Source organism: Aciduliprofundum boonei T469, assembly GCF_000025665.1.
In the GTDB taxonomy this organism is placed as follows: domain Archaea; phylum Thermoplasmatota; class Thermoplasmata; order Thermoplasmatales; family Aciduliprofundaceae; genus Aciduliprofundum; species Aciduliprofundum boonei.
In genome coordinates, this window is the sequence record NC_013926.1 from 30,792 (window position 1) to 52,352 (window position 21,561).

The 21,561-nt window shown below is 39.0% G+C and carries 32 protein-coding genes, 1 tRNA gene and 1 pseudogene; 22 read left to right on the forward strand and 12 right to left on the reverse strand.

The genetic code is table 11. The features are described 5' to 3' along the window. Nucleotides 1-59: 59 nt before the first annotated feature. Nucleotides 60-1,097, forward strand: a complete 1,038-nt coding sequence (locus tag ABOO_RS00115) for a winged helix-turn-helix transcriptional regulator (RefSeq protein ID WP_008085442.1) — start codon at nt 60-62, stop codon at nt 1,095-1,097. Here the strand turns inward: ABOO_RS00115 and ABOO_RS00120 are convergent. After that, nucleotides 1,083-2,225: a M20 metallopeptidase family protein gene (locus ABOO_RS00120; RefSeq protein ID WP_012997020.1), complete on the reverse strand. Its 1,143-nt coding sequence runs from the start codon at nt 2,223-2,225 to the stop codon at nt 1,083-1,085. The two genes, ABOO_RS00115 and ABOO_RS00120, sit on opposite strands and share 15 nt — an antisense overlap. 76 nt (nt 2,226-2,301) lie before the next feature. Between ABOO_RS00120 and ABOO_RS00125 the strand changes: the two genes are divergently transcribed. The 6 genes from ABOO_RS00125 to ABOO_RS00150 are packed head-to-tail and all read left to right on the forward strand — an operon-like array spanning nt 2,302 to nt 4,814. Beyond that, nucleotides 2,302-2,883, forward strand: coding sequence for a DNA replication complex GINS family protein (locus ABOO_RS00125; protein ID WP_008085397.1), 582 nt, complete (start codon nt 2,302-2,304; stop codon nt 2,881-2,883). Nucleotides 2,884-2,933: 50 nt separating this feature from the next. Then, on the forward strand, nt 2,934-3,386 hold the full coding sequence (locus ABOO_RS00130; RefSeq protein ID WP_008085386.1) for a 30S ribosomal protein S19e: 453 nt from the start codon (nt 2,934-2,936) through the stop codon (nt 3,384-3,386). Between the two features lie 6 nt (nt 3,387-3,392). Further along, the gene (locus tag ABOO_RS00135; protein ID WP_008085390.1) at nt 3,393-3,728 is read left to right on the forward strand and encodes a DNA-binding protein; all 336 of its coding nucleotides are present in this window, start codon (nt 3,393-3,395) and stop codon (nt 3,726-3,728) included. Nucleotides 3,729-3,730: 2 nt separating this feature from the next. Continuing rightward, nucleotides 3,731-3,886: a 50S ribosomal protein L39e gene (locus ABOO_RS00140; RefSeq protein WP_008085553.1), complete on the forward strand. Its 156-nt coding sequence runs from the start codon at nt 3,731-3,733 to the stop codon at nt 3,884-3,886. An 11-nt stretch (nt 3,887-3,897) separates the two neighbouring features. Beyond that, entirely contained in the window at nt 3,898-4,161 is a 264-nt protein-coding gene (locus tag ABOO_RS00145; RefSeq protein ID WP_008085423.1) for a 50S ribosomal protein L31e, read from the forward strand. Then, a complete protein-coding gene (locus ABOO_RS00150; RefSeq protein ID WP_008085465.1) occupies nt 4,158-4,814 on the forward strand; it encodes a translation initiation factor IF-6 in 657 nt (218 codons plus the stop codon). Before ABOO_RS00145 ends, ABOO_RS00150 begins: the two co-directional genes overlap by 4 nt. On the opposite strand, the gene ABOO_RS00155 is transcribed toward ABOO_RS00150, so the two are convergent. Next, nucleotides 4,804-5,439: an MBL fold metallo-hydrolase gene (locus ABOO_RS00155; RefSeq protein ID WP_008085490.1), complete on the reverse strand. Its 636-nt coding sequence runs from the start codon at nt 5,437-5,439 to the stop codon at nt 4,804-4,806. The two genes, ABOO_RS00150 and ABOO_RS00155, sit on opposite strands and share 11 nt — an antisense overlap. Nucleotides 5,440-5,492: 53 nt before the next feature. On the opposite strand from ABOO_RS00155, the gene ABOO_RS00160 reads away from it, so the two are divergent. Then, nucleotides 5,493-6,026, forward strand: coding sequence for a HemK2/MTQ2 family protein methyltransferase (locus tag ABOO_RS00160; RefSeq protein ID WP_012997021.1), 534 nt, complete (start codon nt 5,493-5,495; stop codon nt 6,024-6,026). An 11-nt stretch (nt 6,027-6,037) separates the two neighbouring features. Beyond that, nucleotides 6,038-6,292 (forward strand): MazG nucleotide pyrophosphohydrolase domain-containing protein, encoded by a 255-nt coding sequence (locus ABOO_RS00165; RefSeq protein ID WP_012997022.1) that lies wholly within the window; start codon nt 6,038-6,040, stop codon nt 6,290-6,292. Here ABOO_RS00165 and ABOO_RS00170 read toward each other — a convergent pair. Further along, nucleotides 6,270-6,851: a hypothetical protein gene (locus ABOO_RS00170; protein WP_008085420.1), complete on the reverse strand. Its 582-nt coding sequence runs from the start codon at nt 6,849-6,851 to the stop codon at nt 6,270-6,272. The genes ABOO_RS00165 and ABOO_RS00170 overlap by 23 nt on opposite strands. Then, the gene (locus ABOO_RS00175; protein WP_012997023.1) at nt 6,848-7,540 is read right to left on the reverse strand and encodes an RAD55 family ATPase; all 693 of its coding nucleotides are present in this window, start codon (nt 7,538-7,540) and stop codon (nt 6,848-6,850) included. The genes ABOO_RS00170 and ABOO_RS00175 overlap by 4 nt, the downstream gene beginning before the upstream one ends. Nucleotides 7,541-7,635: 95 nt before the next feature. Here ABOO_RS00175 and ABOO_RS00180 point away from each other — a divergent pair, with 95 nt between their 5' ends. From ABOO_RS00180 to ABOO_RS00195, 4 genes are all read left to right on the forward strand, one after another. Beyond that, nucleotides 7,636-8,355: a GNAT family N-acetyltransferase gene (locus tag ABOO_RS00180; RefSeq protein ID WP_008085526.1), complete on the forward strand. Its 720-nt coding sequence runs from the start codon at nt 7,636-7,638 to the stop codon at nt 8,353-8,355. A 125-nt stretch (nt 8,356-8,480) separates the two neighbouring features. Further along, nucleotides 8,481-8,678, forward strand: coding sequence for a hypothetical protein (locus ABOO_RS00185; RefSeq protein ID WP_008085534.1), 198 nt, complete (start codon nt 8,481-8,483; stop codon nt 8,676-8,678). Between the two features lie 64 nt (nt 8,679-8,742). Continuing rightward, nucleotides 8,743-8,815, forward strand: a tRNA-Thr gene (locus tag ABOO_RS00190). A gap of 3 nt (nt 8,816-8,818) precedes the next feature. Continuing rightward, complete coding sequence (locus ABOO_RS00195) at nt 8,819-9,475, forward strand: TIGR00153 family protein (RefSeq protein ID WP_008085421.1); 657 nt, start codon at nt 8,819-8,821, stop codon at nt 9,473-9,475. Here the strand turns inward: ABOO_RS00195 and ABOO_RS00200 are convergent. From ABOO_RS00200 to arcC, 3 genes are read right to left on the reverse strand one after another with little or no spacing between them, the layout of a single operon-like run. Then, nucleotides 9,459-10,376, reverse strand: a complete 918-nt coding sequence (locus ABOO_RS00200; protein WP_008085401.1) for an inorganic phosphate transporter — start codon at nt 10,374-10,376, stop codon at nt 9,459-9,461. The genes ABOO_RS00195 and ABOO_RS00200 overlap by 17 nt on opposite strands. A gap of 33 nt (nt 10,377-10,409) precedes the next feature. After that, on the reverse strand, nt 10,410-11,183 hold the full coding sequence (locus ABOO_RS00205) for a TRM11 family SAM-dependent methyltransferase (RefSeq protein WP_012997024.1): 774 nt from the start codon (nt 11,181-11,183) through the stop codon (nt 10,410-10,412). A 32-nt stretch (nt 11,184-11,215) separates the two neighbouring features. Next, nucleotides 11,216-12,145, reverse strand: coding sequence for a carbamate kinase (gene arcC, locus ABOO_RS00210; protein ID WP_008085413.1), 930 nt, complete (start codon nt 12,143-12,145; stop codon nt 11,216-11,218). Nucleotides 12,146-12,287: 142 nt separating this feature from the next. On the opposite strand from arcC, the gene ABOO_RS00215 reads away from it, so the two are divergent. Further along, complete coding sequence (locus tag ABOO_RS00215) at nt 12,288-12,623, forward strand: hypothetical protein (RefSeq protein WP_008085523.1); 336 nt, start codon at nt 12,288-12,290, stop codon at nt 12,621-12,623. Nucleotides 12,624-12,625: 2 nt separating this feature from the next. Here the strand turns inward: ABOO_RS00215 and ABOO_RS00220 are convergent, their stop codons facing one another. Then, entirely contained in the window at nt 12,626-13,561 is a 936-nt protein-coding gene (locus tag ABOO_RS00220; protein WP_008085536.1) for a deoxyhypusine synthase, read from the reverse strand. Then, nucleotides 13,558-14,574, reverse strand: coding sequence for a tyrosine--tRNA ligase (locus ABOO_RS00225; protein WP_008085428.1), 1,017 nt, complete (start codon nt 14,572-14,574; stop codon nt 13,558-13,560). Before ABOO_RS00225 ends, ABOO_RS00220 begins: the two co-directional genes overlap by 4 nt. 70 nt (nt 14,575-14,644) lie before the next feature. Between ABOO_RS00225 and ABOO_RS00230 the strand changes: the two genes are divergently transcribed. The 8 genes and pseudogenes from ABOO_RS00230 to ABOO_RS00265 all read left to right on the forward strand — a co-directional run bounded on the left by ABOO_RS00230 (nt 14,645) and on the right by ABOO_RS00265 (nt 19,322). Next, nucleotides 14,645-15,352 carry an RNA methyltransferase gene (locus tag ABOO_RS00230; RefSeq protein ID WP_012997025.1) on the forward strand — a complete coding sequence of 236 codons (708 nt, stop codon included), beginning with the start codon at nt 14,645-14,647 and terminating at the stop codon, nt 15,350-15,352. Nucleotides 15,353-15,384: 32 nt separating this feature from the next. After that, nucleotides 15,385-16,530 (forward strand): cation diffusion facilitator family transporter, encoded by a 1,146-nt coding sequence (locus ABOO_RS00235; RefSeq protein WP_008085418.1) that lies wholly within the window; start codon nt 15,385-15,387, stop codon nt 16,528-16,530. Nucleotides 16,531-16,589: 59 nt separating this feature from the next. Continuing rightward, nucleotides 16,590-16,814 (forward strand): hypothetical protein, encoded by a 225-nt coding sequence (locus tag ABOO_RS00240; protein WP_008085399.1) that lies wholly within the window; start codon nt 16,590-16,592, stop codon nt 16,812-16,814. After that, nucleotides 16,815-17,027 carry a hypothetical protein gene (locus ABOO_RS00245; RefSeq protein WP_012997026.1) on the forward strand — a complete coding sequence of 71 codons (213 nt, stop codon included), beginning with the start codon at nt 16,815-16,817 and terminating at the stop codon, nt 17,025-17,027. A gap of 30 nt (nt 17,028-17,057) precedes the next feature. Next, nucleotides 17,058-17,405: pseudogene (locus ABOO_RS08125) on the forward strand (DUF5320 domain-containing protein); the annotation flags it as partial. 1 nt (nt 17,406) lies between these two features. Beyond that, entirely contained in the window at nt 17,407-17,880 is a 474-nt protein-coding gene (locus ABOO_RS00255; protein WP_012997027.1) for a NifB/NifX family molybdenum-iron cluster-binding protein, read from the forward strand. A gap of 68 nt (nt 17,881-17,948) precedes the next feature. Beyond that, on the forward strand, nt 17,949-18,656 hold the full coding sequence (locus tag ABOO_RS00260; RefSeq protein WP_008085427.1) for an RAD55 family ATPase: 708 nt from the start codon (nt 17,949-17,951) through the stop codon (nt 18,654-18,656). Between the two features lie 3 nt (nt 18,657-18,659). Continuing rightward, nucleotides 18,660-19,322, forward strand: coding sequence for a hypothetical protein (locus tag ABOO_RS00265; protein WP_008085470.1), 663 nt, complete (start codon nt 18,660-18,662; stop codon nt 19,320-19,322). Here the strand turns inward: ABOO_RS00265 and ABOO_RS08095 are convergent. From ABOO_RS08095 to ABOO_RS00275, 3 genes are read right to left on the reverse strand one after another with little or no spacing between them, the layout of a single operon-like run. After that, the gene (locus ABOO_RS08095; RefSeq protein ID WP_277422420.1) at nt 19,299-19,421 is read right to left on the reverse strand and encodes a hypothetical protein; all 123 of its coding nucleotides are present in this window, start codon (nt 19,419-19,421) and stop codon (nt 19,299-19,301) included. The two genes, ABOO_RS00265 and ABOO_RS08095, sit on opposite strands and share 24 nt — an antisense overlap. A 59-nt stretch (nt 19,422-19,480) precedes the next feature. Beyond that, on the reverse strand, nt 19,481-19,834 hold the full coding sequence (locus ABOO_RS00270) for a hypothetical protein (protein WP_008085556.1): 354 nt from the start codon (nt 19,832-19,834) through the stop codon (nt 19,481-19,483). A 9-nt stretch (nt 19,835-19,843) separates the two neighbouring features. Further along, entirely contained in the window at nt 19,844-21,484 is a 1,641-nt protein-coding gene (locus ABOO_RS00275) for a flagellin (RefSeq protein ID WP_012997028.1), read from the reverse strand. Between the last annotated feature and the right edge of the window lie 77 nt (nt 21,485-21,561).

The window sequence follows — 21,561 nt, forward strand, 5'->3', positions numbered from 1 at the left end:
TAACATTTTATTGCTTTTTTTGGAAATTTTTATATATCAATTTTCCCATATCCTGTTCTATGAAACTCAATGATGTTGAGAAGAGAATCATCTGTGCCCTGTGTAAAAATCCCGATATGTCGGCGAGAGAACTTGCAGAATTTTTAGATTTAAATTATTGGACAGTATACAAAAGCATTAATAAGATGAGGGGAAAAGGAATATTCAAAGAAACAATAATTCCAAATTTTAAAGCCCTTGGATTTGAGCTTTTAGTTATTGGATATGGAAGTTTAACAAAAAAGAAGATGGACGTGCTACAAGAGGTCAAAACTCTAAAAACGAATCTTAAATTCTCTTCTGGTGTATTTTATTCATTTGCGGAATCTTACAGAGGATTCGTGCTCGCCGTGTCCAAGAACTATACAGAGGTTGTAAAGGGATTGATTTATGCAGAGAGATTGATTCGTGTTAGGGAATTTCTTAAAGGGGAGAACACAGAGATGGTAATACTGCCCTTTGAAATAACAGAAATTCCATTATTTTTTGATTATTCAAATCTCATATGCAAAGAATTCAAGTTGGATTTAGAAAAGAGAGGTGAGAGGAAGGAAAGAATGAAAAAACTCAGTATGAAAAATGCTAAAGTCATGATGGAGATTGTTAAGAATCCCGAAGCAAAAATTTTACATATTGCCAAGAGATTAAATATGGCTCCCCAAAGTGTCTCAAAAATCAAAGATAGATTATTTGCAGAAGGTTATGTATCTAAAAAAATAATCCCAAACCTTCCCTTGCTTGGATACGATGTGCTGGTATTCGCTCACTGGAATTCAAATCCAGAAGTTATGGAAAAAATGCAAAATATAAAAATAGAGGCTCTCGGATATGACATGTCAAATGTAATCTTTACGGCTTACAATTCCCTCGAAGGTGTTGCCATAGCACCTTTCAAATCCCTTAAAGAGAGCAGAGATATAGTATCTTTCTTTGAAAATTTCGGTGAAGAGACCGGAGTGCTAACTAAAGAGCCAAATATCCTATTTCTTTCACTTCAAGAGGGAGTTGCAATGCGGGATCACGAGTACTATCCAATTTTAGCCTCAATTTTTAAGTAGTTCGATAGCCATATTTACCTCAAATGCCACACCGTAAATAAGGGCACTCTCATCCACATTGAATCTTGGATTGTGATGTGGATAGATTATTCCCTTCCCCTCGTTTCTAGTACCTAAGAATGCAAACAAGCCGGGTATAATACGAGCATATTCAGAGAAATCCTCACCACCCATATCGGGCTCTTGCTCTACAACATTCATTATCCTGACCGCCACTTTTCTTCCAATTATAGCTAAGCGCTCATCATTAACAGTTGCATAATTCAGATGCCTGTACTCAATTTTCCCCTTTGCTCCAAAAGCCCTAGCTTCATTATCAATTAACTCCTTTATTCTATTTTCAATCAAATTATGAACATCCTCGTCAAATGTGCGCACAGTACCCTCAAACTCCACCTCCTCTGGAATTATGTTAAAAGCCGTGCCACCATTTATTTTTCCCACTGTAATAACTGCACTCTTCATAGGATCCACATTTCTGCTCACTATGCTTTGCAAGGACGATATAATGTAAGAGCTTGCCACAATGGGATCCATCGTCTCGTGGGGAGATGCTCCATGGCCTCCTTTTCCTTCAATAACAACACGGAACAAATCAACATTGGCGAGCACAGGACCGGAAGAGATTGCTATGTTTCCAGAGGGCAAATTCGCCCAAACATGAAGCCCGAAAATTGAATCCACTCCATCTATTGCGCCCTCTTCCACCATCTTCCTTGCTCCATTCAAACCCTCTTCCGCTGGTTGGAAGATAAAGCGTATATTTCCTTCAAATTCCATCCGGCTTAAAATTTTGGCGGTAACTAAGAGCATGGCTGTATGGGCATCATGGCCGCATGCATGCATCTTTCCCGGATATATAGAGCGATAAGGAACATCATTTTCCTCATTTATTGGCAGAGCATCCATGTCCGCTCGGATTGCGATTCTCTTGTTTCCTCCATTATTTATTTCCCCAACCACACCTGTTTTTGCCATAACCCTTGTTTCTATACCTAAATCATTAAGATAATCCCTGACAATTCCAGAAGTTCTATTCTCTTCGAATCCAAGTTCAGGATGCATGTGAAAATCTCTTCTTAGCCTTATAACCTCATCCTCATATTTCTTAAATTCTGCAAGTTCCATAATTTGATATCGCATCTATCCTATAAATTATTTCCCTGTGCAAAAAAGATTTATACAAGTTGAAGCATTGTGAAATGTGGGATTACTCAACGAACTTGAAGAGATAAAGCGGAAGGAGAAGGAGAGAAAGAAAGAGTTGCAAAAATTGAAAAGGAATTTTTATGAAGATGTAATAAAAAAAATTGATTCTTTTAGGGTAGAAGCGAGGATATATGTAGAGAAAATGGACATAGAAAGAGCAGGCAGGATTATGGATGAAATAAAGAAGATTGAAAAATCGTTGGATGAGATAATAGCCCTGCGTGTTAGAAAAATTCTTCTATTCACCATTTGGAAGGATGAGAGAGATGTGAAAAATTTAACAAAGGAGGAGGAATTGCTCTATAGAGAGGTAAAAGAGGCAATTGAGCGTCATAAAAATATGATATATGGAAGAGAAGAGATTCAGCAGGTGGAAAGAAAGATCGATAAAAATGTGGAAGAGGAAAAGGGGGAGAAAATAGAGGAGTATGTCTTGGCTAGGGTCAAAGCCCCAAGTTTGAAAATTGCTCTACCCGATAGGAATTTAATTCTCAGAAAAGAAGATGTTTTGCATATGCCAAAGAAAATTTACGAAATTCTTTTAAAGAGCGATTATGTTGAAGAGATCAAGCTCTGAGAACGAAATACTCTTATATAGGTAATGTATAGGGCGGTTTGGCGATTGAGATGGTCACTGTGTATGATGTTCCACCAGAGAAGCTAATTGCGAGCGTGGCTGAAAAATTGAAAGAGGAGAAAATAGAGCCTCCAGAGTGGAGTAGATGGGTTACAACGGGAGTGCACAAGGAGAAGGGCCCAGAGCAGGAGGACTGGTGGTATATACGCCTTGCCTCCGTGCTACGCAAAATATACATTATGGGCCCAATAGGTACATCAAGGCTTGCAGCAGAGTACGGTGGTAAGGAGGACAGGGGCTCAAAGAGATACAAAGCTAGAAAAGGAAGCCGCGCGATAGTGCGCAAAGCACTACAGCAATTAGAATCATTGGGTTATGTGAAGAAGGATAAAAAGGGAAGGGTAATAACCCCGAAGGGCAGGTCCTTCATGGATAATGTTGCTCACGAAATAATGAAAGAATTAGTTAAGGAATCTCCTGAATTGGAGAAATACACGAAGTGAGGAGGTATGGACGATAAGGAGCTAGAGGAAATAAAGCGAAGAAAGATGCTGGAACTAATGCAGCAGCAGGTTCTAGCTCAAGAAAATAATGATGAGCAAAAGAGGTTGGAGGAAGAAGCTGCGAGGCAGGCCATACTTAGGCAGATATTGGAACCGGAGGCGAGAGAGCGCCTCGCAAGGTTGAAACTCGTAAGGCCTGAACTTGCAAATGCGGTGGAAAATCAGCTCATACTCCTCGCTCAAAGTGGAAGGATTGGAAGAATGATAACCGATGAGGAGTTAAAAAGTATATTAAGCAGATTGACATCTCAAAGAAGAGAGATAAGGATAGAGAGGAGATAAAAATGGCAAGAAATAAGCATGTTGCAAGAAAAATGCGATTGATAAGGAAAATGAACTCAAATAGGAGAGTTCCTGCTTGGGTGATGATGCGCACAGATAGAAAATTCACCCAGCATCCTCATAGGAGAAATTGGCGCCGCAATAAGTTGAAGGTTTAAGGGTGATGTAAATGGCAGAGAAAGAGATGATATTTAATGTTCCATTAAGAAAGGCGAAGATGGTTCCTAGAACTAGGAGGGCAAATTACGCAATAAAACTTCTTAGAGCCTATATTTCAAGGCATATGAAGGTGCCTATAGAGAATGTTTGGATTGATAATCAGGTAAATGAGGCTATATGGAAGAGGGGGATACAAAAGCCTCCAAGCAAGATAACGGTAAAGGCAATAAAGTTTGAAGAAGAGGATACTGTGGAAGTACTGATGCCTGAATGATCAAGAAAATATCCATAAACGGCAGTCCATTCGTGGGAGTTTACGCTTCTTGCAATAATAGCATTGCGGTTCTCCCGAATATTGAGATAAACGAGGATATTTTCAAAAAAACTCTTAATGTGGAAACATTTAAAACCACTCTTGGTGGCTCTCCCTTAATTGGAAGTTTGATGGTTATGAATTCAAAGGGAGCGGTAGTAACGAATTTTGCCTCGGATGAAGATGTGAGCTTTCTTTTTGATAGGATAAATGTGTTTTTCGTAGAAGATAAAATAAATGCCATAGGAAATGACATTCTTGCTAATGACAAAGCTGCCTTGGTGCATGTGGATTTTGACAAAGAGACGATAAAGTACATTGAAGACGCGTTAGATGTTGAGGTTGTAAAGGGAGAGATAGGAGGCATAAAAACCGTTGGCTCGGCAGCTGTAGTCACAAACAAAGGTATGCTTGTGCATCCAAATGTGAAAGATGAGGAGATAGAATTTTTGAAAAACCTGTTTGGTGTGCCCGTATATATATCCACAGCAAACTATGGAAGTTTGTATGTTGGGGCTAGCATAGTCGCAAATGATTATGGGGCAATAGTGGGAGATAAGACAAGTAATGTAGAAGTTGATAGAATAGAAAATGCCTTGGATATCATCGAATAAATACCCAAACTTGAGTTTCCCTAGGCAAATCTTCTTTTGTGAAATTTATCGAATTTCCGACATGCTCTACTTTATCCTCTGGAAAATAGGAGATAAAAGGATCCAGAGGTTGGATACCGAGAGTCATACCAGAAACTTTGTAGTGCATGGGAATGACGACCTTTGGTTTTAAGAGTTTAACATTCTCATATGCTTTTTTAGCATCCACTGTATAAACTCCTCCAACGGGGGTAAAGAGGATATCTATCTTTCCAATCTCATCCAGCTGCTCAGAGGTGAGTACATGACCAAGGTCCCCGACATGCAATAATTTTATACCTTCATTTTCAATTTTGTACATGGTGATTTGCCCTCTTTTCTTTCCATATTGCTCATCGTGATAAGCAGGTATTCCCTTGATATGCACATCTCCCATCTCATACTCGCCTGGCGAATCTATAACCTTAAAATTTCCCTTTACAACTCTCACTGCATCATGGTCAAAATGGTGATGAGTGATTAAAACAACATCTGCCTTTACAACTGGAGCTTTTATACCCAGGGACCTGCCATCGTGGGGGTCAATAACTATTTTTGTGCCTTCTCCAATCTCAAAGCACGAGTGCCCATGCCATTTTATCTCCATTCACATCACCTTTATCGAAATTATAATGTATTATGCAAATATAAACATTTTCAGTGGAGGTATATCCAGTATCAGAGGACACTTTACTAATGCTAGATAACATAAGATGTGGAAAAAAGGTGCTAGAAGTAGGCACGGGTAACGGAGCAATTGCAATTGAATGTGCAAAATCAGGCAGTTCTGTTCTAGCCGTGGATATAGACAAAGAGGCGGTTAAGAGATTGAGAGAAGAGGCAAAGATTAAAAATTTAAAAATTGAGACAAAAGTTTCAGACCTATTTGAAAATGTAGATGGAAAATATGACACCATCATATTCAATCCCCCTTATTTGCCCGGGAATCCAAAAGATTTGAAAGATTTGCAGTGGGCAGGTGGGGGAAAATACGGAGATGAGGTCATTTTAAAATTCTTGGATGTTGCTTGGAAATATTTAGCCGATGATGGAGAAATATATATAATTCTCTCCTCATTCAATAGATTGAACAAAATCTTTGAAATGCCCTATAAATTCGAAAAAATAGCCCAAAAGAAGTTCTCCTTCCACGAAATTTATCTTTACAGAGCAAAAAAGATTAAAGAACGATGAAATTTTCACCTATGGAAATAAAAGAGGCACAAAAAATAATAGAGGAGGTTTATGGAGAAAAAGATAGGGAAAGAGGTGTATATGCGGATTTGGTGTGGCTGGGGGAAGAATTGGGTGAGCTTTTCAAAGCCGTGCGAGAGAATAAAAGTATAGAAGAGGAAGTTGCAGATGTATTTGCATGGCTTCTCTCAGTAGCCAATGTTCTGGGCATAGATGTGGAAGAAGCATTCAAAATGAAGTATCTCACATCTCAAGGTCCTCCCTAGTTAAATTCCTTAAATCAAGGATATCATCCGCAAATGTTGTCACCTGACTAAATTCTACCTCTTCAAGCTCTTTATCTAGCATAAAGATTATTCCTACAAGGCCATAGAGTCGTATCTCGTTAGTTATCATCCTTAGAAATCTTATGAATGATTGATAAGTGTTGTATGCTAAGAAAGTGCTGATGGATTCAATATAAACAAAATTCCTCTCGCCTTCCAACACTTTTAATCCATGTCTTATTGCACCCTCAAGTAACATAGCAGAAGGCTCATTAAGATAAATAACATTATTTCTCTCCTCAGGGGTTTTTATTGAAGCTGTAATGCAATCCACAAAGAAAAGCTTTGAGGGGTCTGCCCCCATCCTCCTTATTCGCTTTTCCACAGATGTATGGGGAATGTTCAAAGCCACATATAGTCCTTGGGTGTTATCATCCTTTAATAAATGAGCAACTATGGTATATCCTAACAATGCTCTAAGCTCTGCCTTTGTGAGCACCATCACTATTTTAGAGTCGTCTAACATCTCATCTATTATCTCTTTCAAATTGACGCTCATAGGATTATTCCCTCTTCCCTAATGTGGAAAGGTGTCCAATATGTTGGATGGTTAAACCCATACCTCTTCACTATCTTCAATGCTCTCATATGCATATTCTGATGCTCCATGAAATCCATAAGAATCGTGGCCTCGCTAAAATTTCTCATTTCCCCCATCTTTTTTCCATCCTCATCCATTTCTTCAATTAACATAGTTGAAATCTTGTTATCATGGAAGAACCTTATCCAAGTGGCTCCGAGATATCTGAACATTGAAATATCACCGACAATTTTCTCAATAGTAGTTAAGCTATCCAGCACTAATCTATCAATGGGCTTTTTCAAATTCAACTGTTCATCAAAGAAATCTGGCATAACCTTATGAAAAATCTTCAAAATTTTCTCCTTTGTAAATGGTATCAAATCCTTCGGACTTATGTACATATCATACCAGTGTATTTTATCAACCGCATCCTTCAGCAATTTCATATCTCCATAGTACGCTATAACAGCCTCGGAGGGTAGAGTAGTTGAGATATAAACACATGTCTCACCATTCCTAACCCCCTCTGCTAGCCATTGTACTGAGAGTATCGTTTTACCTATTCCAGAAGGACCAACCACTAGCGAGATTCCATTTCTGGGAAAACCACCGCCAAGCGCTTCATCCAATTTTTTTATGCCAGTAGGCGCTACAGAAACTGTCATAGTTGGGCATTCTTGAATTGTGCATTTAAATTTTTTCATCTGATTATCAACATTGAAAACAAAAATTTTTAGAGATAGAAGAGATACAATAAGGAATGATAGTGATTAATGAGCATCTTGAAGAACTTGAAAAATACTGTATTAAAGATCCCACTCTCCACCCGTTCACCCTATGGGATTTGAGAAACGAGAGAGAAGAAACAGATTTCTATGTGGATTGGGATAATGGTATAAGGGGATATATGCTTATTTACCGGGGAGCTGCAATACCCAGCGTTATACTCCATGGCTCAAAGAGCTCAATGGAAAATCTACTCCAATATTTTGATGAGGAAAAAGCGATAATTCATCTTCCTTGGAATAGACGGGATATTTGGAAAAGAGATGATAAAATTTACAAAATTTATATTATGGCAGCAACTCCAAAATTCTATTTCCTTGATGGTGAGGTAAAAGAGGTAAAAGATTCTAAAATCCTTTCGTATTTATTTGAAAATCCAGAATACCTGGTAGAGAAGGCAAAAACATACGCAATAATAAAGGATGGTTTTGCTATAAGCTCAGCCTCTGCGCTAGTTTATCTTCCAGAAGTTTGGGTTTTAGGTGCAGTTATAACAAAAAAAGAATATCGCAATATGGGATTAGCGAGTAGAGTTATCGGACATTTTATGAGCATGGCATATCAGAGCACAAAGAATGTGGCTCTTTGGGTGAGAAGCGATAATCATATTGCCATTCATCTCTACGAAAAGTATGGATTTAAAGTAAAAAGAGAGGATGCTTGGATAAATGTTAGTGTGGATATTCTTCCATAATGTATGCTTTTTGTCATATTCCATAATTTTCAATTTTATGCGGTAAAATGGTAATTTTTCACGAAAATTTTAAATAGTTGTTAGTCATATAATTGTCTGACAACAATATGACAGGAGGGTTAAAGATGGGAAATGAAATTCCAAAAATGCCGAAAAATGTGGAGAAATGGTTGAAGAAACATACGGTTGAAGACCTTGAAGCTGCACTCTGGGAGCTTAAGGGTAAGAAGGCGGAGGCCCTTGCTGAAATACTTAGCATTCTTTACGAGATAAATGATGATCTTCTCGGTACCGAGATACCTGAAATAAAAGCCCTAGCGTAATTTTTCCTTTACTTTTTATTTAGAAATATTTTTGTAGTGGAATTTCATAAGGGCATTGTACCAAGCCACCGTAGCTCAGCCGGTGGAGCGCCACCTTGGTAAGGTGGAGGTCCCGGGTTCGATTCCCGGCGGTGGCTCTGATGTTCAAATCAAAGAAGGAGAAGGAGGCAATCGAGAATTATAGGAAACACGCTTCTGTTGCCCTCCAATGTATGGATCTTTTCATAAAAGAAGTTCAGGCACTTTTGGATGATGACTGGGAAGAAATGTCAAAATTAGAGAGAGAAATATATGAAAAGGAGAGGGAAGGGGATGCTTTGAGAAGAAAAAATGAATACCTCTTCTCTGAGGGGTTGCTATTCCCTGCGGATAGAATGACTTTCATAAACCTCTCAGAGCAGATAGATAAGGTGATTGATAAAATTCAGCAAGTTAGCAGAATAATCGGTTTAAGAAAACCATCTAAAGAGGCAATTGAATTTCTTAAAAATAGCCAAATTATGGATTATCTAAAAGTAACTCAAAAAAGCGTGAAAACTATGTGTGAATCTGCAATATCTCTTCTTGATAATGTTCACAAAGCCGTAGAAAAGGCGCATGAAGTGGAAAAATACGAGAGTCAAGCGGACGAACTTAAATTAGAACTTTTAAGGAAATTATACGGAGAGGAAAACAGTATAGATGTGCTCTCCATCCTTCAGCTTGAAAAGATGATTCTGTGGATAGATGCCATAAGCGACAAGGCAGAAGATGCTTCGGATGTTATAATTCTCATAACCGCTAAAATGCACCCATGAGTAGATAGGCTACCCCAAATGCCAACATAGGGGCAAGAATCCAAGAGAGAGCAAGATTCTTTATTGTATTCTTGTTTATTTCCCTATATCCTTTAACAAACCCTGTACCCACAATTCCACCTATAACTGCCTGGGTCATGGATACTGGAAGATGCAGTTGAGTGAAAAGTTCTACTATTAAAGCACCCCCAAGCAAAGCGGCAAATGCTCTTGGTGGATCCAAATATGTTATATTTTTCCCCACTGTTCTAACAGTTCTTTTACCAAACAGAAGTGTACCAAAGAACGCAGATATTCCTGAGATTACATATACATAATAATTTGCAGTTAAGGAGGCAATTAGTCCAATGGTATTTGCTCCAAGGGTGTATGCGATGAATGCAGCACCGAAGTAAAGAGAGACGGTATAGAACTTACTCAGGGAGAATAGATGCATACCCTCTGCCACTCTTACTATTATGTGGTAAATTATGTATGCAAAAATAAGTCCTGCAAGAAAGGTTATTATCCAAGAAAAAACCACTAAAGATAGAAATGGGTAATTTATAACAAGACTATAAAATAAAGCAACACCTATAACCGCTCCGACCATAATCTGGGAAGCAGATAGGGGCATTGATAAATAGGTGAAAACAAATAGGAGAATTAATGTGGTTATGAGAACAATTATAGACATAAAAGCGCTTAGCTCTCCTTCAATTATGCCTCCCCCGATGGCTCCACTCATCTTCCATCCTTCTAAAATAACACCAAGCATAACAAAGGTTCCAGAGATTATGGCGGCTTTATTATATGAAGTAATATCAGAGCCATACAGAGCACCTACACTATTGGCAGAGTTATTTGCAGCGATTATAAAGCTAACGAGTGCCGCCAAGAAAATGTAAATCCACGCAAACATTTCCCAAAGGAAAGAAGTTTTGATATTTCAACTTTATGAATCTTTAACGAAGAACATAACATACTCGTGCTTGAAAATATAATAACCATCCTTAAGGGCACGATAGCGCCACAGTGCATACTGTCCCCTCTTCCCCCTGTTTTCTTCTATATTTTTCACAACTATGCTCTTAAGTTTAAAACCATTTTTCATAACGGAATTCATACAATAGAATCCAAGAGGTACCCATTCTCCCTTGCTGTACTTATCTCCAATTACGAGCACAAGGTATCTTCCTTCATCCAAATGTTGAGATGATAAATAAACGACTCTTTCAAATCTCTCCAAAAACTCGTTAAGTGTTTTGGAGTTTGATAGGTCCCCATTATTTTTAGAAAACTTTATTATATCCCAGTACGGTGGATGTATAATTACCATCTGAAAATTTGGGAGATCTTCATATGTCTCCTCTTTTGTAGAATCTCCGATGATAATATCAGTATAAACATTGTAAGGGTTCTCCTCCTGTTCAATAAGTTCTCTTGCCATATTTGCGGTATTCTCATCGATTTCAATCCCTATTGCGTTTCTTCCAAGCCGCTTTGCTTCAATTAGAGTTGTCCCAAGGCCCGCAAAGGTATCCAAAACCCATTCCCCGCGCTTTGTAAAACGGAGCATGGCTTGACGAGGAATTTGCGGTATAAAATTACCATGATACTTTGGGGTATGCATACCCGAATTATCTCTCGAGGGAAAGAGCCAAAGGGAATCCGTTATAATTTCATCGTAATTTTTCCAATTCCTCAAATCCAAATCGTTGATCTTCACAAATGCAGAATATGTAGGGTGGATAAAAAATTTTATGGGTAAATCCAAGTACCTGTTTTTCCATCTAAGGCATCTTGAACTTTCTCTGGCGAGGTTATAAGTACCTCTTTTCCACCATTATCGAGATAAAGGACGGAAGCGAGAATCTTTGGATACATACTTCCCTTCTTGAAATGCCCCTCTTCCATATACTTCTTCGCTTCTTGCACACTCATCTCATCTATTCCTCTCTGCTCTGGCTTTCCAAAATTCAAATACACTTTTTCAACGCTTGTAAGAATAATTAATCTATCCGCCCCTATGTCCCTAGCAAGAACTGCAGAGGCAAGATCCTTATCTATGACCCCTTCCACTCCAAAGAGCTTTCTACCTTTCCTTATAACGGGTATCCCTCCACCCCCAACAGCTATGACACCAAACCCCTTCTCCAAGAGCTCCGCTATTACATCCTTTTCAACAATCTCCAGGGGCATGGGAGATGGTACAACGCGCCTCCATCCTCGGCCAGAGTCTTCAATAACATGCCAACCTTTCTCTTTTGCTAATCTCTTCGCCTCTTCCTCCGTATAGAATGGACCAATGGGCTTTGTGGGGTTCTCAAATGCAGGGTCATTCTCATCAACGATGACTCTGGTAAGTACTGTTGCAATATCTTTGTTTACACCTTTCTCCTCTAAAACATTCTGAAAACTCTGCTCAAGCATATATCCTATTTCACCCTGGCTCATAGCACCACATATATCAAGGGGCATTGGAGGAACTACATTCTTAGCAGTCTCATTCTGGAGAAGTATAGCACCAACCTGAGGACCATTACCATGGGTAACAACAACCTTGAATTTTTGAAATAGGGGATAAATATTCTCAGCAGTTTGCCTGGCACGAAGCATTTGCTCTTCAGCAGTACCTCTATCTCCTGGCCTTAGAAGAGCATTACCACCAACTGCAAGCACTACTTTCATAGCAGGGGAAAAGCGGCGATTTATATTAATTTTTCACATTAAATAAACACTCCAACGATGCTTTATGCTTAATTCTGATTATATTTCATTACAAAAAATTTTATATTCATTAAAGCTCTTTATTCTAAGAGGTGAGCCAAAAATGAAAAGAAAGGTGATTTTGCTAGATATAATATGGCTCTTAATATCCGCTTTCCTAATTTATATGGCTTTAGAAATAGACGCTGCCCTCTCATTCATCATTTCTCTATTCTTCTTTGGTGCTTCCTATCTATTTTCTGGAATCTCCGATTATGGTAGAGGAAATCCATATAAGGGAATGATGCTGAGTCCGCAACCCAATGAAATTGAGTATTCATCCTACAAAATGGCATATGAAAAAGAGATGGGAAAAAAGAATAAGGGAAAAGTAAACTGGCTAATACTCATCTTGGGTGTAATCACTTTCGTATTTACCTTTTACTTGATACTCTTTTAAATCTACAACTTTTCAAGCACACTTGTAATCAGGAGAGGAAGTAGAACGGTCGCATCTCCCTCAACAGTAACATATTTTGCATCCTCTCGCACCTTACCCCAGGAAACTGCCTCTCGCACCCTCGCTCCGCTAAGAGAGCCGTCCCATTCAACTGCGGTAGTAATATAAACTGCATAATCAAGCCCATCGCGAAACTGATTCCACCAGATTGTATGGTGCTTGCTTATTCCTCCTCCTATCATTAACGCTCCCGTTTTCTTCGCATCAAATATTATATCAGCAAGCTCGTGCTCGTCCTTCAAAACATCCACACGAAAATCTGGATGCATCTCTCTGAAAGACCATAATTGAGAGCCAAATGAGCCATCTGTTATTCCGGGCACATATATCGGAATTTTGTTCTTGTGGGCCCAATAGAGAATTGAATCCTCATTGTTCATTCTCTTTGCAAATTCATCAATGAGCTCTCTTCCACCCCATTCTTTCTTCTCCTTGTAGAGTTCTTCGAGTATGGGCATCATAAAATTCTCCATTACAACCCCATAGGATTCATTTGGAACCAAGACATTGCCAAGGCGATTTACACCTTCTCTATGCAAAGCGGTATCATCCATAAGAAATGAGCCATGATAGTAATTTTTGAAACTTCTGGCGATATCATGGTCAAGCATACCACATGTGGTAATAATAACATCAACCAGTTTTCTCCTTACTATCTCTTTAATAACTCCCCTCGTACCGGTGGCAATTATGCAAGCTGGAAAGGATAAAAAGGTTGTATTTTCCTCTTTGAACATCTTTAATAGAATCTTCTCTGCCACAGCGAGATGCTTAGCCACAAATCCACCAGAGCTGTAAAGCTCGTCCATCAACTCTCCAGCAGTCATACCCTCATGAATTTTTATATCCTTCACAGGAATATGCTCCTCAATATTCATTTTATCCACCCCAAAGCCCTCGGTATATCATCGTTCTTCTCAATATAATCACGAATGGGTTTTAAAATTCTAATTAACTCATTAGCAACTGCGTTCTTCAAATCCATCGGATGAAGTTCGCCCTCCCCATATATTTTTTCAAGTTCTTCGTAAGAGTTTATAACCAAATCTCCACCCCATTTTTCTGGGCGAGGTATCACAAGCTTCTCAATGTAATAGGCGAAGAGAACATGCTTGGCAATTTGCAAAACAGGATTACCCTCAATTTCAGGTGGACAAAACGCTTTTTTCATCTTTCTTCTTATATCATCCTCGGTATCTTCAACAAATATTGCGCTGCCTTCTTTACTCTTGCTCATCTTCGCCTCAGCGGGGTCCATTCTACCAGCACCTTTCAAACTTGCAAGAAGAACTGTATGAATTGCTACCGGCTTCTTGTATCCTAATTTATCCGCCAAGTCCCTTGCCAGCATATGTGCATGTCTCTGGTCCATACCTCCAAGAGCAATATCAAGCTCCATATCAAAAATGTCCGAGACCTGCATAAATGGATAGATTATTTTGGAAGAATCAAGCTCAGCTTCATCCTCTTTGCGCCCCATAATTGTCATCGCTCTCTTCACTCTCTTTAATGTGGTCTTCTTTGCAACCCTGATAACCTTTTCCCAGTACTCTTTTTTGCTAACGAGTTCATCAGCCCATATGTACCTTGGTCTAATACCCAATGCTGAGAAAACTCCTTTCATATACTCTCCTGCCAACCTGATCTTCTCAATATCTCCCCCGAACTTATCGTTAATCATGGCATGCCAATCCGCCAAAAAAACAATCATGTCTACTCCATTATCCATCAAATCCTTAACCTTGTTTCCTATAATCAACCCAGTGCCAAGATGAACCCTGCCAGAGGGCTCAAGACCCACATACCCCTTAGGATTCCCCTTTAGGGCATTTTCAAATTCCTCAAGAGTTATAACTTCCTCCACATTGCGCATAATTTCCCAAGAGAGCATAAAAGGGCGATGAATTAAAGATATAAAGAATTTGTGAAAAGTATATTTGCTCTTGGTCCATGTGGAATTTATGCAGATTCATATTGTATTCGTTGAGCCACAATTCACAGGCAATATAGGATTCTTAGCTCGCACAATGGCCAATTTTGGATTCAAGAATTTAATATTGGTAAATCCTCCAGAGTTGGATGAGGACGCTTATCGTTTTTCAAAGCACGCAAGATACATAATTGAAAATGCGGAGATATTGAACAACTTTGAAGAATTGAGGAGATCTCTTGATTATTTAGTTGCTACAAGTGGAGTTAGTACAAAATCACCTAAAAAATTTAAAAGGATAGCCCTAACACCCAGGGAATTTGCCCAGAAGGTTTGGAATTTCTCAGGGAATATTGGGATAGTGTTTGGTCGCGAGAATTATGGCCTTTACAATGAGGAGATTGAAAAATGCGATTCATTAATCACTATTCCAACCAGCGAGGAATATCCAATCATGAACATCACACATGCGGCAGCCATTATTCTCTACGAGATTTTTATGGAGAAGAGGGAGGAAGAAGGTATGCCCTTGGCGGAGGAATTTGAATTAAATCTCTTAAATGAGAGATTCTCAGAGCTTTTAGGACTCATAAATTTCCCAGATCATAAAAGGAAAAATACAGAAGTTATGTTCCGCAGGATAATTGGCAGAGCGATGCTTACAAAATGGGAGTATCACAGCATGATGGGGGTTATGAAGAGAATAATTTACGCCATACAAGCCAAGGATGATTATTAAAATCTAAATATTAATTCGCATTTGTGTAAAAAATGACAAAAAATGAAGTGTTTGAGTATGGAGAGCGTATTGCTAGAAATGTAACAACAATAACTTTAATACTGGCCATATTAAAATTCATAGTTGCATATTACACTCACTCGGTATCCATACTCGCAGATTCTTACCACAGCTTCGCAGATTTAATCCCAATCTCCGCCGCATGGATAGGTTTAAGAATAGCCCAGAGACCGAGAAGCGAGAAATTTCCATACGGGTACTATAAAGCCGAAAACCTGGCTGCGTTTATCGCCAGCATTTTCATTTTCTTACTCGCTTATGAGATAATCACAAAAAGTATATCTACCTTCTCAAGTAAAAACACAGTAGAGCATTCAATTGCGGGTTTAATCCTAACAGCAATTTTTGTTCTCATTTCATATATCTTATACATATACCAACTAAAAGCTGCAAAGATTTCCAACTCTCAAGCCCTTATGGCAAACGCAAGAGAGACAAAAATGGATATATTTTCATCTATCGCCGTATTCATAGGATTTTTCGGCTCCAGTATGGGTTATCCTTGGATTGGTGGCATTGTGGGATTTCTAATAGCAATTCTGGTTATCCATGCAGGGTATCAGAGTATCCGTGATTCTGTACTATCACTCATGGATGCGGGATTACCTAAAGAAGATATAGAAAAAATAAGAAAAATTATTCTCTCAACGCCAAGGGTCAGGGAGGTAAAGAAAATTTACACAAGACGCTCTGGACCATTCATCATGGTAGAAGTTGAAATTTCTGTACCTGAAAAGCTAAATGTTAAACAGGCGCATGAGATTGCTTCTGAAGTTGAAAAGAGAATAATGCAGATAAAGCAGGTTGACCATGCATTTGTTCATGTTGAGCCGCCCACGAAGAGTAGAAAGATTATAGCAATACCAGTAAATAAAGACCATTCCCCCAGCCCCACCTTCGGCTCTGCTCCTTATTTTGAGATATACCAAGTGGAAAAAGATGAGAAAAAATTGATAAAAACAGTAAAAAATCCAGGTGCAAATCTGGAAAAGAAGAGAGGAGTTAAGGCCGCACTTTTCTTAATAGAGCAAGGTGTGGATGAGGTCCATACAAAAAATATTGGAGAAGATAGCAAAAAGATACTGGAAGATGCCGGGATAAAGATAAAATTTAAATAATCGCTTTTGTGCAAAATCTTTAAATATTAATTCGCATTTGTGTAATATAGGTGATTGGAATGCCTTATGGAGATTGCACAGGACCGGATGGTAGAGGACCGAGAAGGAGAAGATTCGCAATTTACCAGAACTATCCACAGGACTACTATCCTCGGAGAGGTACATTTACAGGGTTCTTCCGAAGGCTATTTAGTCCCATGAATTATGGGCAGAGAGGATACGGCCAAGGAATGGGCTATGGAAGAGGCAGAGGGGGTAAAAGAGGACGCAGAGGTGGATGGTAAATGCCTCGCTACGGATATGGTAGAGGTTACAGGGGCTCAGCGTTGAGCTTATACAGCCTGGTAGATATAGCAATAATTGCAGGGATCATATACCTGCTCATCTCTCTGTTTATGGTAGCAGCAGGATATGTAATAGCATTGATTGTGCTAATCTTGCTTAGGGAATTCCTAAGGGGAAGGTTTAATTGGAGAAGAATGTATGTATGGAGGTGATGAGAAATGTATAGATATTACGGATATGGATACTATGGCCCTGGCTTTGGCTGGGGTCGTGGAAGAGGAAGAGGCTGGGGAAGAGGATTTGGCCGTGGGTTTGGAATGGGTAGAGGATACGGTGCCACACTCGGTTATTGTCCTTGGACCGGGTTACCCAGGGGATGGAGATGGAACTATCCCTATGGATATGGTACAAGCGTATCCCCATATTATCCAAGATACTACCCACAATACTATGGGTTAAATCCCTATGCCCAATATTACCAGCCATATCCCCAAGCTAATGAGAGAGAGTTATTAGAAAATGAAGCCAGGAATTTGGAAGAGAGATTAAGGGACATAGAAAGAAGAATAAGGGAGATAAAGGGTGAATAAAATGCGTGTAGCCATAACTGCCGATGCACCAGATGAAAACTCTCCCATCTCCCCGATTTTTGGAAGATGCGCATACTATGCAATATACGACACTGCCACCGATAAACTAGAGTTCGTGCCCAATGCCTCTGCAATGTACGCAAGGGGGGCTGGAGTGCAAGCAGCACAGCAAATTGCAAATTTAGGAGTTCAAACAGTGATAACTTCTGGAATCGCTGGACCAAACGCATCAATGGTCCTCGCACAGGCGGGTATCCAGGTAATCAACTCATTTCAAGGAACAATTAGAGATGCAATTGAGGCCGTTAAATCGGGAAGAATTTATTCAGAGCCACCGAGGGCTTTTCCACCACCACAGCCGCCATATCCGCCAATAAGCAAGGAGGAAGAACTCAGGATGCTTGAGGAAGAAAAAGAATACATTGAAAAGAGATTAGAAGAGATAAAAAAGAAACTTGAAGAGCTAAAAGAGTGATTTTTCCTTATTTTCTTTTTTAATAATCACTGCACAAAACTTATATAGGCAAGAAAGATGATTTTACGATGCGAATTAGAACTGGCATACCTGGATTTGATGAGTTAGTTCAAGGTGGTTTAGTTGCCCAGAGGGTTTATATTATAGCGGGTCCTCCAGGCTCTGGAAAAACCACATTTGGCATACAATTTCTTCTTCAGGGTGCGAAGGAGGGGGAGCGTGGACTCTTTGTATCTCTAACTGAGGACCCAAAAACGATAATTGAGGATATATCCACATTCAATCTGAGCTTGAAGAGATATGCGTTATCGGGCCACATACTATTTGTGGATATGGGACCATTGAGCATTCAAAATTTGAATGGTGTAAAATCTCCCGAGAGTATTAAGAGTGCATATGCTCAAGAGGTCTTTAGAAGAATATACGCTATTGTGAAAGCAAAGGGCATAAAGAGATTGGTTATTGATTCTGTTCTAACCCTAAAATATGGAGAGAAAAGCTTAGAGGATGAAAGCAAAGAGATCGCAAGATTCTTCAGAAGCTTGAAAGATTTGAAAATCACAGTACTAATTCTTTCAGAAATGACTGATTTATCAAACTACACTCCCGAGCATTATATGGCCCATGGCCTTATCTTTCTCCATAATTTTCTAAACGGGCACACTATGACAAGGGCAATACAAATAATAAAGATGAGAGGCACAGCTCACGACTGCGATATGCACAAGATGGAGATAACCCAAAATGGAATTAGGGTTTATTCCACGAAGGTGTGAGCTATGAAATGCCCAATTTGTGGCTCAACAAATGTTACGAAACTTAAAACTGGAAGCTATAGATGCAATGATTGCGGTTTTGTGTTTTACCCTACTCGAGAGGTAATAATAGATATGCGAGACCTTCTAACTGGAGATGAATTAACAGAGGAGGAGATAAATGAATTAGGAGAAAAGATAAAGGAGCAAACTGAGAATGTGAGTGAGAAAATTTTTGGAAAGAGTGCCAAGAATGTTTTCAGAGCATTAAGCTCTCTGGATGAGATTTTAGCTCAATATAATGAAGATGATAGGGTGTTTGGCATATTTGCCGATTTTTCAGGAAGTGTTAAAGGCACTGTTATGATAATGGTTCAAGAGAACGAAATTGACATAATAAAGAAAATTTACAGAAAAAAAGAGGTTATAGAAGCACTAAAACAACTGGGAAAAGAAACGGCAGAAGGATTTAAAGAGATATTTCAAGATGATCTATTTCTTGAGGGAGTGGATATTGCCTACGATACCATACCCTCCATTATAAATTATCTAATTTCAGAGATCGCTGGGGAAAGAAATATGATTTTAAATGTAAAAATGATCGTGGATAAAGCACCAAAGGGAGAAATAATATTTGTTCCTCAAAAAGATAGCATAAAATATTTAAAGAGTGTGCTTGGGAACTGATTTATGTACATTATTGTAATAGTCCCCGAGCATCCTTGTTGATTCTCTTTCCATCTTTTCATCGTATATCTTTATCCAGGTAACTTTATCATCCTTCATAGTTAAAGATGAGAGAAAAGAGAATTTAAATAAACCGCTGTGAAAATCTAAGGTTGTAATCAAAAATGATATCGTCTCTTTAAAAATCTTGGAAGAGAAAGGGTCTTTATTCTCCTATCCTGTCTTCTTATTGCTCTGATCATTGTTCTCTCAGCCCTGATATTCACACTTATATCTTCCACAGGGATCTCCTTGCCTTCCGTTATTTCATAGCTTCTAGCTTTCCTGCTATCCTCTTTTCCTCTTCTGTAAACTTCCCATAACTCGTACTCTATTCCCTCTTCCTTAGCAAGAGATTCCAATTTTCTAAGTTCTCTTCTAACCCATCCAATTGATTCATAGTGTCCATAGTAGCCAACTTCATACCCCAAGAGGTACGCCCTTTTTAGGATATCTTCCTTTTTCTCACTCATTTTTACTCCTCAGTATATTTGCACATATCTATTTAACATTACTGGCGGAATGCTTATCACCTTGTAGATGGGGATTCCAAGCCCCGGTATTATCTTCATTGTTAACTTTGTTTGAGGTGTCAGTGTTAATCCCACATCCCTGGCATTTATGTACATGACAATAATCGCACCTTCTTCAAGTATATAACTCTGCGTGAACTCTCCGGATGGGTCATTTATCACACTTACACCATAATGGGTAGCATCTGCTGCTTCCACCCCAAAACCACTGGAATTGAGTTTTAAAGATGCTTCAACTTTGCCATCCGTAAGCTCTACAATCACAGTATTGAAATCAACGGGTTTAGAACCTGGACCTAAAGAAAGTTTTATTTGCAACACCTGAATTGAATTTTGGGGTACTATAATCTGACCATAATGGGACGCATTATCCACTGGAACCACAAGATAATAATATGTCTGGTAGGGCATATATCTATAATCATTGAAACTCGTGGTATTGACTATGGCATAGGGCTTAGTGTTGAAAACTTCTGTAGTGGAAACATCAAGATAATTTGTAGAGCGATAAATGTAATATGCTTTAATCCCGCTCTGGTTATCCTTAGCCGCACTCCATTCAAGATGTATATAATATTGCGAGGTTTCGGCCCTTAAACCGCTTATGGAAGATGGCTTTGTGGTATCCACACGGGTAACATTCACACCTGATGTTTTTGTTATAAATCCTACATTTCCTGCCTTATCAACTACGAGTATAGCATAGTACCAAGTGCCCTTTGCAGGTGGATAATCCATATAAGCTGTAACATTAGGGCCTACAGTAGCAACTAAAGTTGCGTTATTGATAATTTTCTTGGTATAATTTACATCAGATTGGGTTATCTCATTATTTGATCTATATATCTTCTGGTATGCAATTCCACTTCCACCAGTATCACTGGCAGTCCAAGAGAGCATAACACCATATCCTGCAGGGGTTATGGAATTAATACTCCCTGTTGGAGCAGATGTATCTGGCGTACCTGTACCTGTATAAACAGTTTGATTCACAGCAGAATAGAGGACATAATTCCCGACTCTATCGTAGCCGATTATTGCATATCCATAATACTTGCTAGCATTCACACCGTAATCCACATATACCCTATCATTTCCAAATCCAGAGGTGAAAGTGGCAACCAAATTTCCTACAGCTTTTATGTAATTCACATCCTTAACTATATACTTTACAGCGGTAAAACTATCACCGCTAACTCTATAAAGCTCCTCTTTCCACATGCCGCTTTCCCAATCTACAGCTGAGTTCCAAACTATTTTTACAGATAGAGGATTTGTGCTATTTACACTCACATTTAATATAACTCCTCCCCTAGGAGGCTGAGTGTCACTATGAATGGGCGCCTTAACACTCACAACGGAGGGGTCTTTTCCATCTATATCCCTATCCCCAAGGATATTTAGAATCCGCAGTGAGCTTGTAATCTGCGAGGTCACATCTGATGCCACCTTTTCTCCTTGCTCTCGCAAAGTCACACCCACATATATGATTAGGGAGGATGCAATAGCGGCCACTATGATTATCGCTATGAAAAGTATCAAGGTTGCAATGCCTATATCACCCTCTTCTTTTCTGTATATCTTTTTCATATTTTCAACCACCCAAGTTTCTTATTTAAATAATTATATGTGATTATCAAACGATAAAATCACTTGAGAAATAAATT

Bases quoted from the DNA above. Each gene is read 5' to 3' on its own strand.
- ABOO_RS00115 (WP_008085442.1), top strand. From the start codon at position 60: ATGAAACTCAATGATGTTGAGAAGAGAATCATCTGTGCCCTGTGTAAA.
- ABOO_RS00120 (WP_012997020.1), bottom strand. From the start codon at position 2,225: ATGGAACTTGCAGAATTTAAGAAATATGAGGATGAGGTTATAAGGCTA.
- ABOO_RS00130 (WP_008085386.1), top strand. From the start codon at position 2,934: ATGGTCACTGTGTATGATGTTCCACCAGAGAAGCTAATTGCGAGCGTG.
- ABOO_RS00135 (WP_008085390.1), top strand. From the start codon at position 3,393: ATGGACGATAAGGAGCTAGAGGAAATAAAGCGAAGAAAGATGCTGGAA.
- ABOO_RS00140 (WP_008085553.1), top strand. From the start codon at position 3,731: ATGGCAAGAAATAAGCATGTTGCAAGAAAAATGCGATTGATAAGGAAA.
- ABOO_RS00145 (WP_008085423.1), top strand. From the start codon at position 3,898: ATGGCAGAGAAAGAGATGATATTTAATGTTCCATTAAGAAAGGCGAAG.
- ABOO_RS00150 (WP_008085465.1), top strand. From the start codon at position 4,158: ATGATCAAGAAAATATCCATAAACGGCAGTCCATTCGTGGGAGTTTAC.
- ABOO_RS00155 (WP_008085490.1), bottom strand. From the start codon at position 5,439: ATGGAGATAAAATGGCATGGGCACTCGTGCTTTGAGATTGGAGAAGGC.
- ABOO_RS00165 (WP_012997022.1), top strand. From the start codon at position 6,038: ATGGAAATAAAAGAGGCACAAAAAATAATAGAGGAGGTTTATGGAGAA.
- ABOO_RS00170 (WP_008085420.1), bottom strand. From the start codon at position 6,851: ATGAGCGTCAATTTGAAAGAGATAATAGATGAGATGTTAGACGACTCT.
- ABOO_RS00175 (WP_012997023.1), bottom strand. From the start codon at position 7,540: ATGACAGTTTCTGTAGCGCCTACTGGCATAAAAAAATTGGATGAAGCG.
- ABOO_RS00180 (WP_008085526.1), top strand. From the start codon at position 7,636: ATGATAGTGATTAATGAGCATCTTGAAGAACTTGAAAAATACTGTATT.
- ABOO_RS00185 (WP_008085534.1), top strand. From the start codon at position 8,481: ATGGGAAATGAAATTCCAAAAATGCCGAAAAATGTGGAGAAATGGTTG.
- ABOO_RS00195 (WP_008085421.1), top strand. From the start codon at position 8,819: ATGTTCAAATCAAAGAAGGAGAAGGAGGCAATCGAGAATTATAGGAAA.
- ABOO_RS00200 (WP_008085401.1), bottom strand. From the start codon at position 10,376: ATGTTTGCGTGGATTTACATTTTCTTGGCGGCACTCGTTAGCTTTATA.
- arcC (WP_008085413.1), bottom strand. From the start codon at position 12,145: ATGAAAGTAGTGCTTGCAGTTGGTGGTAATGCTCTTCTAAGGCCAGGA.
- ABOO_RS00215 (WP_008085523.1), top strand. From the start codon at position 12,288: ATGAAAAGAAAGGTGATTTTGCTAGATATAATATGGCTCTTAATATCC.
- ABOO_RS00220 (WP_008085536.1), bottom strand. From the start codon at position 13,561: ATGAATATTGAGGAGCATATTCCTGTGAAGGATATAAAAATTCATGAG.
- ABOO_RS00225 (WP_008085428.1), bottom strand. From the start codon at position 14,574: ATGCTCTCTTGGGAAATTATGCGCAATGTGGAGGAAGTTATAACTCTT.
- ABOO_RS00230 (WP_012997025.1), top strand. From the start codon at position 14,645: ATGCAGATTCATATTGTATTCGTTGAGCCACAATTCACAGGCAATATA.
- ABOO_RS00235 (WP_008085418.1), top strand. From the start codon at position 15,385: ATGACAAAAAATGAAGTGTTTGAGTATGGAGAGCGTATTGCTAGAAAT.
- ABOO_RS00240 (WP_008085399.1), top strand. From the start codon at position 16,590: ATGCCTTATGGAGATTGCACAGGACCGGATGGTAGAGGACCGAGAAGG.
- ABOO_RS00245 (WP_012997026.1), top strand. From the start codon at position 16,815: ATGCCTCGCTACGGATATGGTAGAGGTTACAGGGGCTCAGCGTTGAGC.
- ABOO_RS00255 (WP_012997027.1), top strand. From the start codon at position 17,407: ATGCGTGTAGCCATAACTGCCGATGCACCAGATGAAAACTCTCCCATC.
- ABOO_RS00260 (WP_008085427.1), top strand. From the start codon at position 17,949: ATGCGAATTAGAACTGGCATACCTGGATTTGATGAGTTAGTTCAAGGT.
- ABOO_RS00265 (WP_008085470.1), top strand. From the start codon at position 18,660: ATGAAATGCCCAATTTGTGGCTCAACAAATGTTACGAAACTTAAAACT.
- ABOO_RS08095 (WP_277422420.1), bottom strand. From the start codon at position 19,421: ATGAAGGATGATAAAGTTACCTGGATAAAGATATACGATGAAAAGATG.
- ABOO_RS00270 (WP_008085556.1), bottom strand. From the start codon at position 19,834: ATGAGTGAGAAAAAGGAAGATATCCTAAAAAGGGCGTACCTCTTGGGG.
- ABOO_RS00275 (WP_012997028.1), bottom strand. From the start codon at position 21,484: ATGAAAAAGATATACAGAAAAGAAGAGGGTGATATAGGCATTGCAACC.